General features: G+C 46.4%; 15 protein-coding genes. 13 read left to right on the top strand and 2 right to left on the bottom strand.

Annotation, left to right across the window (positions count from 1 at the left end; translation table 11 throughout):
- Positions 1 to 12: 12 nt before the first annotated feature.
- The 3 genes from M1E06_RS19805 (at position 13) to M1E06_RS19795 (ending at position 2,182) form a co-directional block, all read left to right on the top strand.
- Positions 13 to 1,107 carry a toxic anion resistance protein gene (locus M1E06_RS19805; RefSeq protein WP_020450069.1) on the top strand — a complete coding sequence of 365 codons (1,095 nt, stop codon included), beginning with the start codon at positions 13 to 15 and terminating at the stop codon, positions 1,105 to 1,107.
- 151 nt (positions 1,108 to 1,258) lie between these two features.
- The gene (locus M1E06_RS19800; RefSeq protein ID WP_023857805.1) at positions 1,259 to 1,960 is read left to right on the top strand and encodes a cytochrome c biogenesis CcdA family protein; all 702 of its coding nucleotides are present in this window, start codon (positions 1,259 to 1,261) and stop codon (positions 1,958 to 1,960) included.
- Between the two features lie 21 nt (positions 1,961 to 1,981).
- The gene (locus M1E06_RS19795; protein WP_035337290.1) at positions 1,982 to 2,182 is read left to right on the top strand and encodes a hypothetical protein; all 201 of its coding nucleotides are present in this window, start codon (positions 1,982 to 1,984) and stop codon (positions 2,180 to 2,182) included.
- 88 nt (positions 2,183 to 2,270) lie between these two features.
- Here M1E06_RS19795 and M1E06_RS19790 read toward each other — a convergent pair whose 3' ends face one another.
- Positions 2,271 to 3,476 carry a nitrate/nitrite transporter gene (locus M1E06_RS19790; protein ID WP_023857806.1) on the bottom strand — a complete coding sequence of 402 codons (1,206 nt, stop codon included), beginning with the start codon at positions 3,474 to 3,476 and terminating at the stop codon, positions 2,271 to 2,273.
- Positions 3,477 to 3,926: 450 nt separating this feature from the next.
- On the opposite strand from M1E06_RS19790, the gene M1E06_RS19785 reads away from it, so the two are divergent.
- From M1E06_RS19785 to M1E06_RS19775, 3 genes are all read left to right on the top strand, one after another.
- Complete coding sequence (locus tag M1E06_RS19785; protein WP_035337288.1) at positions 3,927 to 4,886, top strand: L-lactate dehydrogenase; 960 nt, start codon at positions 3,927 to 3,929, stop codon at positions 4,884 to 4,886.
- Between the two features lie 49 nt (positions 4,887 to 4,935).
- The gene (locus M1E06_RS19780; protein ID WP_035339245.1) at positions 4,936 to 6,558 is read left to right on the top strand and encodes an L-lactate permease; all 1,623 of its coding nucleotides are present in this window, start codon (positions 4,936 to 4,938) and stop codon (positions 6,556 to 6,558) included.
- Between the two features lie 109 nt (positions 6,559 to 6,667).
- Entirely contained in the window at positions 6,668 to 7,306 is a 639-nt protein-coding gene (locus M1E06_RS19775) for a LysE family translocator (protein WP_023855684.1), read from the top strand.
- On the opposite strand, the gene M1E06_RS19770 is transcribed toward M1E06_RS19775, so the two are convergent.
- Positions 7,307 to 8,641: an amino acid permease gene (locus tag M1E06_RS19770; protein ID WP_035337285.1), complete on the bottom strand. Its 1,335-nt coding sequence runs from the start codon at positions 8,639 to 8,641 to the stop codon at positions 7,307 to 7,309.
- 176 nt (positions 8,642 to 8,817) lie between these two features.
- Between M1E06_RS19770 and nadE the strand changes: the two genes are divergently transcribed.
- The 7 genes from nadE to M1E06_RS19735 all read left to right on the top strand — a co-directional run bounded on the left by nadE (position 8,818) and on the right by M1E06_RS19735 (position 17,156).
- Positions 8,818 to 9,636 carry an ammonia-dependent NAD(+) synthetase gene (nadE, locus tag M1E06_RS19765; protein ID WP_020450077.1) on the top strand — a complete coding sequence of 273 codons (819 nt, stop codon included), beginning with the start codon at positions 8,818 to 8,820 and terminating at the stop codon, positions 9,634 to 9,636.
- A gap of 121 nt (positions 9,637 to 9,757) precedes the next feature.
- Positions 9,758 to 10,285, top strand: a complete 528-nt coding sequence (locus M1E06_RS19760; RefSeq protein ID WP_020450078.1) for a shikimate kinase — start codon at positions 9,758 to 9,760, stop codon at positions 10,283 to 10,285.
- Positions 10,286 to 10,546: 261 nt separating this feature from the next.
- The gene (locus M1E06_RS19755; protein ID WP_020450079.1) at positions 10,547 to 11,317 is read left to right on the top strand and encodes a nucleotidyltransferase domain-containing protein; all 771 of its coding nucleotides are present in this window, start codon (positions 10,547 to 10,549) and stop codon (positions 11,315 to 11,317) included.
- Positions 11,318 to 11,686: 369 nt separating this feature from the next.
- Positions 11,687 to 12,598, top strand: a complete 912-nt coding sequence (locus tag M1E06_RS19750; RefSeq protein ID WP_173401204.1) for a proline dehydrogenase family protein — start codon at positions 11,687 to 11,689, stop codon at positions 12,596 to 12,598.
- Positions 12,599 to 12,621: 23 nt separating this feature from the next.
- Positions 12,622 to 14,172: an L-glutamate gamma-semialdehyde dehydrogenase gene (gene pruA / locus M1E06_RS19745; RefSeq protein ID WP_023855681.1), complete on the top strand. Its 1,551-nt coding sequence runs from the start codon at positions 12,622 to 12,624 to the stop codon at positions 14,170 to 14,172.
- A gap of 129 nt (positions 14,173 to 14,301) precedes the next feature.
- Positions 14,302 to 15,756 carry a sodium/proline symporter PutP gene (putP, locus tag M1E06_RS19740; protein WP_025810791.1) on the top strand — a complete coding sequence of 485 codons (1,455 nt, stop codon included), beginning with the start codon at positions 14,302 to 14,304 and terminating at the stop codon, positions 15,754 to 15,756.
- A 155-nt stretch (positions 15,757 to 15,911) separates the two neighbouring features.
- Positions 15,912 to 17,156, top strand: a complete 1,245-nt coding sequence (locus M1E06_RS19735) for a PucR family transcriptional regulator (protein WP_023855679.1) — start codon at positions 15,912 to 15,914, stop codon at positions 17,154 to 17,156.
- Positions 17,157 to 17,158 lie beyond the last annotated feature (2 nt).

Here is a 17,158-nt window from a genome sequence, read left to right as displayed (position 1 = left end):
GGAGCCACTCTGATGGCAAATCCAAATGAAACAAGCATCGTCAATATCAGCAAAGAGGAAGAGATCACGATTGAAAAAGCGGAAGACATCCGTGCCAAACTCCGCCGGGAGCCCGATGTGCAAGCTCTGACACGGCAAATTGACGTGAAAAACCAAGTGGAGCTTTTAGAATTCGGAAAAGAGCCCGCTCTTGAAATATCCAAGTTCTCAGACCGTATTCTCTCTATGATGAGAACAAACAGTGTGACAGATTCAGGTGCGATGTTGACGCAGCTCGGAAAAATCATGGACCGCTTTGACAAGAATGACTTTGAAGAACAGAAAGGCCTGCTTTCCAAGTTATTTAAGCGCGGCAACAGCATGATCGAGAAAATATTTAAAAAATATCAAACGCTCGGCGGTGAAATCGAAAAAATCAACGTCGAAATTTCGAAATATAAAGATGAAATGACAAAATCGACCGTGACGCTTGATGAAATGTATGAAAGCAACCTCAATTACTATGTGGAGCTGGAGAAATACGTCGTAGCCGGCCAGATGAAAATAGAAGAATTGCAGCAGCTCATCCCTGAATATGAAGCGAAAGCGGCCAGCGGTAACCAAATGGCACAGATGGAGCTTGATACGCTTCGAAATGGCATTCAAGCGCTGGAAGAACGGGTGTATGATCTCGATATGGCGCGGATGGTTGCGATTCAAACCGCGCCGCAAATCCGCCTGCTTCAGCGCGGAAACACAAAGCTGATCGGAAAAATCAACTCGGCATTCATCATTACGATTCCGATTTTCAAAAACGGCATCATCCAGGCCGTGACCGCCAAGCGCCAAAAGCTTGTCGCCGATTCAATGAGCGAACTCGACCGCCGCACCAACGAAATGCTGAAGCGAAACGCGGAAAATATTTCGAGCCAGTCCGTTGAAATCGCGAGAATGTCCGGAAGGCCGAGCATCGATATTGAAACGATCGAACAGTCTTGGAATACGATTGTCAAAGGCATGCAGGAGACGAAGCAGATTGAAGATGAGAACAAACGCCTGCGCGAAGAAGGGGCCAAACGCATATTGGAACTTCAGGACAATATGAAAAAAGCCGCTTTAAACGGTTAAAAAGGATAGTGAAGAAGCCGTCCGCCGGATGATCTGGCGACGGCTTCAAATATACAAAAAATCACCGCCATGATAGGCGGTTTTTTATGTTATGCTAGAGAAAGAGAATCGCATGGTAAAAAATATATAAACATGAAGGGGATGGAAGTATATGGCCGCTTTATGGCTGGCATTCGGCGGCGGTTTCCTGTCGTTTATTTCTCCGTGCTGCCTGCCTTTGTATCCATCATTTATTTCCTACATCACCGGGATTTCGGTCAGCGATTTGAAAGACCGAGATGCAAAGCGCATCAAACAATCGGTGATGATTCACGCGGCTGCTTTTTTGGTCGGCTTTTCTGTAATTTTTTACATATTGGGTTTCTCCGCCAGCTCGTTTGGCCTGCTGTTTTTGCAATACCATAACTTGATCCGCATGCTGGGTGGAATATTTGTCGTCGTCATGGGCCTGTTCCTCCTCGGCGTTTTCCGGCCGGCTTTCATGATGAAGGAGCGGCGCCTTTCGTTTAGAAGAGGGAAAATAGGCTTGTTGAATTCAATGCTTGTCGGAATGGTTTTTGCAGCGGGCTGGACGCCGTGCATCGGGCCTATATTCGGAACGATCGCATATGCAAATTTTCAGAACCCTGATTTTGGGAGCGCATTCATGGTGATCACCGCATATTCTCTAGGTTTTGCCATTCCTTTTTTGCTCATGGCGTTTTTTATCGGAAACATCAGGCCGCTTATGAAATATTCGAATATGCTCATGAAAATCGGCGGCGCGCTGATGATCGTCATCGGCATCCTGCTTTATACGGACAACATGATATGGATGAATATCTGGTATTCGAATTTGACGAATCTCTTTTGAAAAGCTTATGTGAGTAAGATTGTGAAAAACAGCAAAATCGCGGAGGATATCAAGTGCTTGTTTGATCACTCATTTAAGGGACATGAGGATTTAGCCAATCGATTTTGGAAGGTTCGCAAATCTGAAGAGCCAAACGGGCTTTATCCGCTCTACAGCGGGATGCTGGAATTCGCGAAAAAAGTGCTTGAATCTTCATTTCAACAATCGGGAGGATCAGGGTGATATACGCTGCTTCTATTCACACGAGCATCCAATCGTCACGGTCCTGGCAGGAATAGAAAACCGCTCGAAAAGAATCGAGCGGCTCCCTTTATATTCGAATTGATTTCTCCTCGGTTTTCCACTGTTTTTTCCATCCGGCCTGAGCAAGCAAAAGCAGTCCGAGTGCCAAAAATGCGATAACGGTAAAGGTGAGGAATCCGCTTGAATACGTACCCGTGATTTGCTTCAGCGTTCCGAGAATATTCGGGAGGAAGAATCCGCCGATTCCCCCCGCAGCGCCCACGACTCCCGTCACCATCCCGATCTCTTGCTGAAATCGCTGCGGTACAAGCTGGAATATCGCGCCGTTCCCCATCCCGAGGCAGCCCATGCCGATAAATAATGCGGCTGTGACAACGCCAAGAGACGGGAGCATACTGACTGAGAACATGCACAGAGCCACCCCGATAAAGAGGAATTGCAGCAGACGCACGCCGCCGATTTTATCGGCAATCAACCCGCCGACAGGGCGGAGGCAGCTTCCCGATGCAACGACGAGCGTGACAAATTCGCCGGCCCTTACCGCCGGAACGGCATACTGGGATGCAAAAAAGTAGCTTAAAAAGTTGGACAAGCCGACAAAACCTCCGAATGTTACGCTGTAGAGAAGGCAAAAATACCAAGTGTCCCTTTCTTTGAAAACAGCAAAATAGTCTTTGAGCGGTTTAGGCGCCGGCTGATTCGGAGGTTCTTTTGCCATAAGGAAATAGCTGAATAACACGAGTATCAGAGGAATCAGCGCCAATCCCATGACGCCGTTCCAGCCCACTTGCTCCGCCAGGCGAGGGCCGAATAGTGTAGCGAGCAGTGTTCCGCTGTTTCCCGCTCCGGCGATCCCCATGGCAAGGCCTTGCAAGTGCGGCGGATACCAGCGGCTCGCCATTGGCAGGGATGCGGAAAAGCTTGCGCCTGCCACACCGAGTAAAATTCCGATGATATACAGCTCGGCGACCGATGAACCGAACTGCCACCCCCATATCAGCGGAATCATCGTCACCAGCATTCCGCCAATAGCCGTTTTTTTCGGTCCGAAACGGTCGGTTAAAATGCCGAGCACAATCCGGAAAAACGATCCGGCCAAAGTAGGTATGGCGACAATCAATCCGACCTGTGATGGAGATAAATCAAAATCAGCCGTAATATAAACACCAAGCGCCCCCAGCAACACCCAAATCATAAAGCTGACATCGAAATATAAAAAAGATGACAACAAGGAAGGCGCGTGTCCGCTCTTCCTCAAATCCGCCAATTTCAATTGCAACACTCCCCATCCGATAGATTCTAGAATTTATCATGACAAAATAGAATAGGGTTGGCAGTATTTTTGTCAGCTTTACTAACAAACTAAAAGATTGAATATTTAAAATGTTAATTTGGACGGCATTATACCCGGCGATGATTGAATGTTGCTGAAGATTTGAGGTGTTATGACTGTTGAAAAGGGGAAACTTAGATTGGAATGGGCCTGATGCACTTGCAGATAAAGCAGTCTTTTGCAGCACGTTTACCAATTTTTCTTTAGCTGTAAGGCATATTTTTACCAAAAAATGTACAAATTTAAGGAAGAAGTATGTAGAGACACAAAATAGACATAAATAAAAATGTATATCACTTGAAAAAGTATGTGAAGTATTGCACAATATGAATGTGAAGAGTTTCACAAACAGCTTAGATTTTAAAACAAACGGCAAAGGAATGATGAGTCATGAGAAACCAAAAAGTCAACCGTACAGTTTTGATCGGTGCGGGTTTTGTTGGAAGCAGTTATGCATTTACGTTAATTAACCAAGGTATCACAGACGAACTTGTGATCATTGATTTAAATAAAGACAAAGCAATGGGCGATGTCATGGATTTAAACCACGGTAAAGCATTTGCCCCACATCCTGTGAAAACATGGTACGGCACATATGAGGACTGCAAAGACGCCGACATTGTCTGCGTATGCGCCGGAGCAAACCAAAAGCCGGGGGAAACCCGTCTGGATCTTGTCGAAAAAAACCTGAGAATTTTCAAAGGAATTATCGGAGAAGTCATGGCCAGCGGTTTTGACGGCATCTTCCTTGTCGCTACAAACCCGGTCGACATCTTGACTTACGCGACTTGGAAATTCAGCGGACTTCCGAAAGAACGCGTGATCGGAAGCGGTACAACACTTGATACAGCCCGTTTCCGTTACTTGCTCAGCGAGTATTTCGGTGTCGCTGCCCACAATGCGCACGGCTACATCATTGGTGAACATGGAGATACGGAGCTGCCTGTCTGGAGCCACGCGAATATTGGCGGAGTTCCCGTCAGCGACTTGCTGAAAAGAAATGAGAAATACAAAGCAGAAGATCTTGATGAACTGTTTGACAATGTCAAAAACGCCGCTTACCACATTATCGAGAAAAAAGGTGCGACATACTACGGAGTTGCCATGAGCCTCGCGCGTATCACGAAAGCGATTTACCGCAATGAAGAAGCGATTTTAACCGTGAGCGCACATCTTGAAGGCGAATTTGGGGAAAATGATGTTTATATCGGAGTTCCGGCGGTTGTCGGCCGATGCGGAGCGAGGGAAATTATTGAGCTCGACCTGAATGAAAAGGAAAAACAGCAATTCAAGTATAGCGCAGGTGTGTTAAAAGCAATTTTAAAACCGCATTTTGAACTGCAGGCATAACTGAACATCATGAAGATACTAACACCATGAAGATTGCGAGATGATGAAAATGTGGCAGCAGATATACGATCCGTTTGGGAATCTGTTTATCAGCGCTTTTGCCGCCATTCTGCCGATTCTTTTCTTTCTCCTTGCATTGACCGTGCTGAAGATGAAAGGAATCATCGCGTCATTTTTGACGCTGGCGGTCAGCTTTATTGTAGCGGTTTTCTTTTTTCACATGCCGGCTGCGAAAGCTGTCTCAGCCGTTTTACTTGGAATTGTAAACGGTCTTTGGCCGATCGGATATATTGTCCTGATGGCTGTATGGCTTTACAAAATTTCTGTCAAAACCGGAAAGTTTAAAGTGATCAGAGCGAGCATTGCCGGGATTTCGTCTGACCAGCGGCTTCAGTTATTGCTGATCGGGTTCAGTTTTAATGCCTTTTTGGAAGGCGCGGCAGGCTTCGGCGTGCCGATTGCGATCAGTGCCGTTCTTCTTGTCGAGCTTGGTTTTAAACCTTTAAAAGCGGCATCTCTATGTTTAATTGCGAATGCGGCATCCGGGGCCTTTGGAGCGATCGGAATTCCGGTAATCACAGGAGCACAGATGGGAGGCTTGACACCGGTTGAGCTTTCCAGAACGCTCGCTTTGATGCTGCCGTTCATCACTTTCTTTGTCCCGTTCCTGCTCGTTTTCATACTGGACGGGTTTAAAGGAATAAGGGAAACGCTGCCGGCTCTCCTTGTATTAAGCGGAAGCTATACGGCGGTGCAGACTATAACGATGATTGGATTGGGGCCGGAACTTGCGGACATTTTGGCCGCTTTAATCAGTATGGGAGCGCTGGCGCTGTTTTTGAAAAAGTGGCAGCCGCGCCACATATACAGAGAAACCGGGAATGAACATGAACCCGCTGAAAAATATCATGCAGCAGACATTATGAAAGCCTGGTCTCCGTTTTATATCTTGACCGCCGTCATTGCGGTGTGGAGCCTGCCCGGTTTTAAAGGACTTTTTCAGGAAGGCGGATGGCTGAAACAATCGACGATTTTATTCAACATGCCTTTTCTTCACCGGGAAGTGCTGAAAACGCCGCCAATCGCTCCGGAACCGGCACCGCTTGATGCCGTGATGAAGCTTGACTTCATTTCAGCGACGGGTACGGCGATACTGATCGCCGTGATCTTCACGATTGTGCTGAGCCGAAACATCAGTTTCCGCGGAGGACTTTCCAGCCTGAAAGAGACGGTCAAGGAACTGTGGCTTCCTGTTCTGACCATTTGCTTTGTGATGGGTTTTGCAAACCTGGCCAATTATGCCGGATTGAGTTCAACCATCGGACTGGCGCTTGCCAAAGCAGGGGATATTTTTCCGTTCGTCAGTCCCGTATTGGGCTGGATCGGCGTGTTTATCACAGGTTCAGTCGTCAGCAACAATGCATTATTCGGCCACCTGCAAGCTGTCACCGGAGCGCAAATCGGGACAAGCTCAGCGTTGCTGCTTGCCGCCAATACCGCGGGAGGCGTGATGGCCAAGCTGATCTCACCGCAGTCGATTGCGATTGCAACAGCCGCGGTCCAAGAGACAGGGCAGGAATCAAAGCTTTTCAGCCAAACCGTTAAATATAGCTTGATCCTGCTTTTCATCATTTGCATTTGGACATTTGCACTTTCAAAGCTTGGCATATAAAGAAGAGCCTTTTCCCGCAATGGGAAAAGGCTTTTTAATCTGTTTGTTCTATCATCTCCTCTTTTTGAATACATTGTACAAGTTATCCGCGGAAGGAGGACGAGATATGATAAACATCTTCCTGAGTTATGTGTTTTTGGGCTTGTCTTTGGCCGCACCTGTCGGCCCTGTGAATGCGGCGCAGATCGACAGGGGGATGAAAGGTGGCTTCTTTCATGCCTGGCTGTTTGGTCTTGGCGCTGTGACGGCGGATGTCTTATATATGGCTTTGATCTATTTTGGAGTCGCTCAATTTTTGACAGCGCCATTTTTAAAAACATTTTTATGGCTGTTTGGTTTTTTTGTTTTGACCTATACGGGGATCGAGAGCCTGGTCAAGGCGAAGGAAGTATCGCTGATGAGAGGTGCGGGAGAGAAAGGTTCATACCGCAAATCTTTCTTGTCTGGGCTGGTGATCTCCCTTTCAAACCCGCTGAGCATCATGTTCTGGCTCGGCATTTACGGAAGCATTTTGGCGAAAACGGTAGAGACGTACGAATCATACCAGCTGCTAATATGCAGTTCAGGCATTTTAATCGGACTTTTTTTGTGGGACTTGGCCATGTCTTTTCTTGCGGGGACATTCAGAACATTTTTAAGCCCGCGGATGATCCAAGCAACGACTTGGCTCGCGGGCATCAGTCTAATTGTTTTCGGATGTTACTTCGGCTATCAGGGGATGCTCGAACTGCTGAAGGCGGGAGGCTGATTATGTCTGCCCGTTTTTCTGTTCCTGATGGGCCCACCTTTTTTTCATCAGCATTGTCACAACAGCAATAACGGCAAGAAACAGAAGGCTCACAAAAAAGCCGGGTCTACTGTTTTTTTCAAATAACGTACCTGAAACGGCAAATAAAATCAGGACAAGCGCTGTGATAATCTGGACATTCCCTTTCATTTTTGGCTTTGTGAGCTTTTTGCTGGAAAGCAGGATAAACATCCAGTTATAGAGCAGCATTAAGCTGGCGGCCGTTGTCATATGTTCATAAAGCTGCTTCGGCAAAAGCAGCGACAGAACGATGGAAGCAGCGAGAACGAGCACCGTCAGGCCGAGTGCCGGCCACGATACTTTCGCCTTTTCTTTTTTCGCAAAGCAGGCCGGTGCATCTCCATTTTTCGCCATTGTTCCCATCAGTGTGGTGACAGCGAACAGGGAAGCAGTCAGCGTTGAAAAACCGGCGATAATGAAAATGCCATTGAAAATATCCATGATCAAATCGAGATGAAAGTCTTTTAATGACGTAATAAACGGGCTGTTCTGTTCGGTAAATGCCCCGTGGGGGACTAGGAGCATGGCCAGCCCGATCGATGCGACGTAAATCACAGCAAGGGTTATGAGCATCAGGCTCCCTGATTTTGATGAATCTTTCGGGTCTTTTAAGTGAATCGCCATCAGACCCATGACTTCTATTCCTCCATAGGCGTAAAATGTGTAAATCAACCCCGTCCATAATCCCATAAAGCCGAAAGGGAACAATTCGTGAACCCGGTCAGGGAACTGCGCGTCAGGCGTTTTTCCTGGCAACAGCCCGCACAATGCCAAGACAGCGATGATGATAAACATTAAAATGGCCGCCGTTTTCAACACGGCCAGTATGTTTTCCGTTTTTTCAAAACTGCTGCGCCCTGTGAAAATGACGATCAGCCCGAGAACCGCATAAATGGAGGCGAACACCCACAGCGGAACCTGGTTAAACCAATGGCGTGTAAACAGGGAGATCGCCGTCAACTGACTCCCGATAATCAGCATTTCCGATGACCAGTAGACCCAGCCATTGCTAAACCCCGCCCAATTGCCGAAGGCCTCCCTGGCATAAGAACAAAAAGACCCTTCAACAGGATGATCCGCCGTTAATTTCGCCAGCTGCTGAAAGACGAGAAAAGTGCCAAGGGCAGCAAGAAGAAAGGCGGCTAATACGGAAAAGCCGCTTTTCTTAATCGCGATGCTTGAACCGAGAAAAAACCCCGTTCCAATTGTGCAGCCGACTCCGATCATGGAGAGCTGCCACCATTTTAAATCTCCTTTTTTCGCTTGTCGTTTCATCGTTTCAACCCCTCTAAATCTTCTTGTTATTTTGCCAGGGGGCGCCTTTTTTATTCACGAAGAAAAGAGGGAGGAAAGGCTCTCTGCGCACCTCAATATTCACTTTGAAATAAAACATATGCTATAGTTAAAGACATAATCATTACGGTTCATTCAGTCAAAAGGAGGAATGACGGATGACTTTACAAGAAAAAATCATGCAGGAACTGAATGTAAAGCCTTCTATCGAACCGAAACAGGAAATTGAAAAAAGGGTCGGTTTTTTAAAAAGCTATTTGAAAAAAACGGGTGCCAAAGGTTTTGTTTTAGGCATCAGCGGAGGACAGGACTCCACATTGGCGGGCAGGCTTGCCCAGCTGGCTGTTGAAGAATTGAGAGAAGAAGGCGTTCAGGCGGAATTTATTGCGGTCCGCTTGCCTTACGGCGTTCAGCAGGATGAAGATGACGCCCAGCTGGCACTCAAATTTATCCAGCCTGACAAGTCTTTTGCTTTTGACATTGCTTCAACTGTAGGCTCATTTGCTGATCAATATCAGTCAGTCACGGGAGAGGCGCTTGCCGATTTTCACAAAGGCAATGTAAAAGCAAGAGTCCGGATGATTGCCCAATATGCGATCGGGGGTCAAAATCAGCTGCTGGTGATCGGAACAGACCATGCTGCAGAAGCTGTTACCGGATTCTTCACAAAATACGGAGACGGAGGGGCAGACCTTTTGCCGCTAACAGGATTGACAAAGCGCCAGGGCAGAAGCCTGCTGGAAGAACTGGGAGCGCCGGAGCGGCTTTATACGAAGTCTCCGACCGCCGATTTGCTTGATGAAAAACCTCAGCAATCCGATGAAACAGAGCTCGGCCTGACGTATGATAACATCGACGACTACCTTGAAGGAAAAGCCGTCTCCAGCGAGGTGGCCGAGGCGATCGAAAAACGCTATAAGGCATCCGAGCACAAACGCCAAGTCCCTGCTTCAATGTTTGACGACTGGTGGAAATAGCAAAAAAGAGGCTGACTTCAGCCTCTTTTTTTATTAACAGGCACCCTATATCATTCAAGCTGGATTTGCCATATAATTAAGATATTTGATTCCTTTATGCAAGGAGGAGTAGAAGCTGGAAATGAATGCCGCAATGAGAGATAAGAATATCGTGCTGATCGGGTTTATGGGCGTCGGGAAAACAACCATCGGTCAGCTTCTGTCAAAGAAATTAGACCGCGACTTTATCGATATCGACCAGCAGATTGAAAATGACTTTCAAATGACTATTCCGGAGATGTTTAAACAAAAAGGGGAAGCGTTTTTCAGACAGACTGAAAAAGAATATATTTTTCAGATGTGCGAACATACAATGGGCAGCATCGTATCTTTAGGGGGAGGCGCTTTCCAACAGGAGGACATCAGAAAGAAGTGTCTCGAACACTGCTTTGTCATCTTTCTTGATTTAACATGGGAGAGTTGGAAGCAGCGGATGGATCTCTTGATTGAGAACAGGCCGGTTCTTCATAACCGCTCAATCGAAGAAATGAAACAGCTGTTTAATGAGAGAAAGAGCATGTATGCATTCCACAACTTGAAAGTCGAAACAGATCACCGGTCTGCCGAGGAAACGGCCGACTACATTGTGGAGATGCTGGGGCTTAGCTGATCTTAAACAAACGTTTAATTAAGCTGTTTCTATCGCTGTGTCAATATATTGAGCCAATGATTTGTCTGATCATAGGCTCTTTCGGTCTTGTTTGACCGTTTGGCGTCCCGCCGCCATAAAAACGGGCAGGCCGAAGATACACGGCAGCCACTTCTCTGGATAAGATCTTTTCTGGCTCTGCGACCGCAAAAAAGTCGCTTAATGCCTGAGCAGACACTATAATGTAAATAATAGAAACGATAAACTGGCGGTGCACTTATTATGAAACAGCGAATTCAAGAAGAACTGAAAAACATTGAAGCGACATACGGTGTTAAAATCCTCTATGCGGTTGAATCGGGCAGCAGAGCCTGGGGCTTTCCCTCACAGGACAGTGATTACGATGTCAGATTTATTTATGTCCATCAAAAAGATTGGTATCTGTCAATTGATGCAAAGCGCGATGTGATTGAACTGCCGATTGACGATTCTCTCGATATCAGCGGTTGGGAGCTGACAAAAGCGTTAAGATTGTTTAGGAAATCAAACCCTCCGCTTCTCGAATGGCTTTCCTCGGGAACGGTTTATTATGAAGCCTATTCGCTGGCGGAAAACATGAGGCAGCTGAAAAGCCGCGCCTTTTCTCCAGTCTCCTGCATGTACCATTATCTCAATATGGCATCAGGGAATTTTCGCCACTATCTGCAGCGGGAAGAAGTGAAAATCAAAAAGTATTTTTATGTGCTCCGCCCAATTCTGGCTTGTCAGTGGATTGAAAGCCGCCGGACGGTTCCTCCGATTGAATTTCAGGTTTTGCTTAACGAACTTACGGAAGATGGACCGCTGAAAACGGAAATCCAACAGCTGCTTGAGAGGAAAAAGAAAGGGGAGGAGTTCAATCTTGAACCTCAAAACCCTATCCTCCACGCATTTATTGATCGTGAATTGGAGCGGCTTCAGACGGTTGCCAAAGCATATAAAACAGATCATGAAGATCTGACGCAGGAGCTTGACCGGCTGTTTAGAGAAACGCTAGACGAGGTGTGGGCATAACATAATATTCCCTTTAAGTATTCTTAAAGGGTTTTTTCTTTGCATTCATAGGGAAATGGTTGAGTATAACAGAAAGCGTTTTCAAATAAAGCGGCGCGGAACGGCAGAAAGGGCATTCGCAAAAACGGGTTCGCCGAAAACGCATCCTGTTCTTTACCGAAGTTTCTTCCTGATTCTATTGTCGTATACCATCCAAGTTTTAGGAAGAAAGTTTCTGAAAAAATCCCAGCAGATGTAAAACATTGTGGAAAAACCACAAAAATCGTCAGCTTTTTTGTTTTTTCGAAATATTGTGAATCGACCCTTTGCTCTTATAAAATTAAGAATATAAAGAAATATTTCATGAGATGGCGGGGTGTGATAATGGAAGTGATAACAAGAGACTTTTTCCTATTCTTATCTAAAAGCAGCATCCTGAATCGCCTGGCGAGAAATTGGGGGAGTTCCGTCGCGACCGGAAAAATTATCGGAGGAAAAGATTTTGAAGCTTCAATTCCGATTATTAAGGGGCTGAACGAACAAGGGTTGACTGTCACAGTTGATCATTTGGGCGAATTTGTAGACAGCAGGGAAGTCGCAAGGGAACGCACGCAGGAATGCATTCGGGCCATTCAGCTGATTGCTCAGGAACAGCTTAATTCACATGTTTCATTAAAGATGACGTCACTGGGGCTCGATATTGACCTTGACCTTGTCAGGGATAATATGACCAGCATTCTGGAATGTGCTGAACAGCACAAAGTGATGGTTACAATCGATATGGAAGATGAAGTACGCTGCCAAAAGACGCTTGACCTCTTTAAGGAGTTCAGGCAGAAATACGAGTATGTCAGCACGGTCCTGCAGGCTTACTTGTACCGGACCGAACAGGATTTGGAGGAGCTTAATCCGTATAATCCGTTTTTCCGTCTTGTGAAGGGAGCTTATAAAGAATCGCCACAAGTGGCGTTTCCTGACAAAAAAGATGTGGATGAGAATTACAAAAAGCTCATTAAAAAGCAGCTGCTGAGCGGCCATTACACAGCCATCGCAACTCATGACGACAAGATGATTGATTACACCAAAGAAATTGCGAAAGAGCATCAAATCGGCAAAGACCGCTTCGAATTTCAAATGCTGTACGGGATGCGCAGCAAAACTCAGCTGGAACTGGTGAAGGAAGGCTACAATATGCGTGTGTATCTTCCTTACGGAGACGACTGGTACGGATACTTTATGAGACGGCTTGCCGAACGGCCTGCCAACATCGCTTTTGCGTTTAAAGGCATGACGAAGAAATAAAACGATAAAAAGGGGAGATTAGCATGACAACACCTTACAAACACGAACCATTTACAAATTTCGGGATCGAAGAAAACCGGAAGGCATTCGAAAAAGCTCTGGAAACGGTAAATAACGAATGGCTGGGTCAGTCCTATCCTCTTGTTATCGATGGAGAAAGGTATGAAACGGAAGACAAGATCGTATCGATCAATCCTGCAAACAAAGAAGAAGTTGTAGGCACGGTATCCAAGGCTACTCAGGATCATGCGGAAAAGGCCATTCAGGCGGCTGCGAAAGCGTTTGAAACTTGGAGATACACAGATCCTGAAGAAAGAGCGGCTGTTTTATTCCGCGCGGCTGCCAATGTGCGCCGCAAAAAGCATGAGTTTTCTGCGCTTCTAGTCAAAGAAGCAGGTAAACCTTGGAATGAAGCGGATGCGGATACGGCAGAAGCGATCGATTTTATGGAATACTATGCGCGGCAAATGATTGAGCTTGCGAAAGGAAAGCCGGTTAACAGCCGTGAAGGCGAACGAAATCAATATGTGTACACACCGACTGGTGTAACGGTTGTTATTCCGCCTTGGAACTTCCTGTTCGCGATCATGGCCGGAACGACGGTTGCGCCGATCGTGACAGGAAACACGGTTGTTCTGAAGCCCGCAAGCGCAGCGCCTGTTATTGCTGCCAAGTTCGTTGAAGTGCTTGAAGAAAGCGGACTTCCAAAAGGAGTAGTCAACTTCGTCCCTGGAAGCGGAGCTGAAGTCGGGGATTACCTGGTGGATCATCCGAAAACAAGCATCATTACGTTTACAGGTTCAAGGGAAGTCGGAACGCGCATTTTTGAGCGTGCAGCGAAGGTTCAGCCTGGTCAGACACACTTAAAACAAGTGATTGCTGAAATGGGCGGAAAAGATACGGTCGTCGTTGATGAGGATTGTGACATTGAATTGGCTGCACAATCAATTTTCACATCTGCCTTCGGCTTTGCAGGCCAAAAATGTTCAGCAGGTTCACGGGCTGTCGTGCATGAAAAGGTATATGACGAAGTATTGAAGCGTGTAATCGAGATTACGGAGTCCAAGAAAGTCGGAGAGCCTGACAGTGCGGACGTTTATATGGGACCTGTCATCGACCAGGCATCGTATAATAAAATCATGGACTATATCGAAATCGGAAAAGAAGAAGGCCGTTTAGTCAGCGGAGGAAAAGGCGATGATTCAAAAGGCTACTTCATCGATCCGACGATCTTTGCCGATCTGGATCCGAAAGCCCGGTTAATGCAGGAAGAAATTTTCGGACCTGTTGTTGCTTTCTCAAAAGTCAGCAGCTTTGATGAGGCGCTGGAAGTTGCCAACAACACCGAATACGGCCTGACAGGCGCGGTCATTACTAAAAACCGCGACCATATCAACAGAGCAAAACAAGAATTCCATGTCGGAAATCTGTATTTCAACCGCAACTGTACAGGGGCGATCGTCGGCTACCATCCGTTTGGCGGTTTCAAAATGTCGGGAACCGATTCTAAAGCGGGCGGACCTGATTATCTTGCGCTTCATATGCAGGCGAAAACGATCAGCGAAACGTTTTAAGGTGTAAGAAAAGGGATTAAACAGGGGACGAAGGCAGCCTTTCATAGGCTGCCTTCAAAAAAAGAGAAATTAGTCTAAAAATTTAGATAAACGGCATCTTGGGGGGAGATTCTTATTCAGAACGCACAATTGATCATTTCCATCGTAATTTACATGGTAGGGATGCTTTATATTGGGTATTACGCTTACAAACGGACAGCAAATCTCTCAGACTATATGCTTGGCGGACGGACGCTCGGGCCTGCTGTCACGGCGCTCAGCGCCGGCGCATCAGACATGAGCGGCTGGCTTTTGATGGGGCTGCCGGGCGCCATGTTTGCAACAGGCCTGAGCGGTTCATGGATTGTCATCGGCCTAGTGCTCGGCGCATGGGCAAACTGGATTTTTGTGGCGCCGCGCTTAAGGTCATACACCGAGGTAGCAGGCAATTCGATTACCATCCCTGCATTTTTAGAAAACCGCTTTCATGACAAATCAAAGATCCTGCGGATATTTTCCGGAGTCGTTATTATTACCTTTTTTACGTTTTATGTATCATCAGGAATGGTTTCCGGCGGCGTTTTATTTAACAGCATGTTTCATTTGGAATATCATACAGGGCTGTGGATCATTTCGGGTGTCGTCGTGGCCTACACGCTTTTCGGCGGGTTTTTGGCCGTCAGCTGGACGGACTTTGTCCAGGGTATCATTATGGTTGTCGCGTTAGTTCTTGTTCCGGTTGTTACGTTCATTCAGACGGGGGGACCGATAGAAGCCTTCAGCGAAATCCAGTCGATCGATCCTAACCTCCTCAATATTTTTAAAGGAACGAGTGTCCTCGGCATCATCTCCTTGTTTGCATGGGGCCTCGGCTACTTTGGACAGCCTCACATTATCGTGCGCTTTATGGCGATATCCTCTGTCAAGGAAACGAAGAAAGCGCGCCGGATCGGCATGGGTTGGATGATCTTTTCAAGTGCGGGCGCACTGCTGACCGGATTGCTCGGTATTGCGTATTACTCGAAGAATGGGCTTCACTTGGATGATCCGGAAACGATCTTCATTCAATTGGGGAACATCCTGTTTCACCCTCTGATCACAGGCTTTTTAATCTCGGCGATTTTAGCAGCGGTTATGAGTACAATTTCCTCCCAGCTGCTAGTTACATCAAGTTCTCTAACTGAAGATTTATACAAAACGCTATTTAAACGCTCTGCATCTGACAAAGAACTCGTCTTTTTCGGACGGCTTTCGGTTCTGGCGGTTTCCATTGTCGGACTCTGTCTCGCCTGGACAAAAAACAATACGATTCTCGGTCTTGTCAGCTATGCTTGGGCGGGTTTCGGCGCGTCGTTCGGCCCAGTGATCATCTTAAGTTTGTTTTGGAAGAGGATGACAAAATGGGGGGCGCTTGCCGGAATGGTTGCCGGAGCAGTTACCGTTATCATTTGGGCGGAAGCCGGACTTTCCGATGTTCTTTATGAAATGATTCCGGGCTTTGCCGCCAGCTTGCTGTTTGTGTTTGTCGTCAGTCTATTGACATCAAAACCGGAGCAGCAGGTGCTTGATGAATTCGAGCAATACAAACAAACACTGCAACGATGATGGAGATGGGGAACCATTCTCCGTCTCTCTTTTTATAGGCCTTCTCCCCCCTTCTAACAGGGGATTGATCCCATTTTTTTAAAAGTCGCATATAAGTCTATACAAGAGTGTAAAGGAGAAGTATGATTAAGTTAAAAACGAGTAGGAGAAAGGATATGGAAGAGCTATTAGAACAAGTTGTTTCTCTTTCAAACATTAATGAGATCATTGACTTTATCAGCGGCGAGCTGAAAAAGCCGGTCATACTGGAAAGCGCAGATTTTTTCTTATTAGCTTATAACTCCTATTATATTAACCATTTTGATGCAGCAAACCAGCAAACGATTTTCTCCAAAAAATGTCCGCTGCCGATCTTTGAAAAGTTCGTCGAAGAAGGCATTATTGATCAATTGAAAACGATTCCGACTCCTTTTAGGGTAAAACAGATTGAAGAAATCGGGTTAAACCAGCGGGTTGTCGTCAGCGCCAAGTATAAAGACGAAATTATGGGCTATATCTGGGTGCAGGAGATTGAAGACGACCTGTCTGATGAAGAGCTTGATTTCTTATACAAAGCATCCTTTCATGTCGGGAAGATCATTTATAAGAAAAAACGCCTCAAACAAGAAAAAGAAGAACAGGCGGAAGAGCTTTACAAAAAGGCAATTAACGATCAGTTTCAAACGGAAAAAGAGCTGAAAGCAGCCGCCGATAAGGCGAGCGTTGTCCTGCCGGCCGTGTTTACCGTCATGGTGCTTCAAGTCGTTGACGGGGAGGATGAACTGCTCGAGGATCTGAAGGAAACGATCCGGTCTTATTTAAACCTGAAAGATAATATCAGTCACGTATTGGAGGATCATTCAAATATCGCCATCATTGTCGGCAGTGTGTCGCGCAAGCGTTCCGCGCTGGCTGCGGCCTCAGAACTGATCAACCGTCTGTTGACCCATTTGCGCTCGCAAATGCTGCCTCTTATTTTAATCGGGGTCGGCAATGAGTACAGCAGCCCGCTGTCCCTTGGCAGAAGCTACAGAGAGGCGCTCCAAGTGACGAAAGCAGCGGAAATCACGGGAAGCCAGGAACACATTCCCTATGAATACCAAAAGCTCGGGCTTTTCAGGTATCTTGACCAAATCGCCGCAAAAAACGATCATCTGCAATATGTAAACCCGGACCTTCAGCTGCTGAAAGAAAAAGATAAAGAAAGCCACACCGAATTTTTGAGAACGCTTGAAATTTATCTCGTCAACAACTGCAAGGTCAAGCCATCCGCAGAACAGCTGTTTATCCACCAAAACACGCTCAACTATCGTATCAAACAAATATTAGAAATGACATCGATCGATCTCAATGATTTTAATACTAGATGTCAATTGTTTATCGATTTAATGCTGATGAAGAAAGCAGGCTACAAATCGTAAAC

The organism is Bacillus sp. AK124, assembly GCF_053903085.1.
The sequence above is the reverse complement of the archived record's forward strand: the minus strand, read 5'-3'. Positions and strand labels throughout refer to the sequence as shown.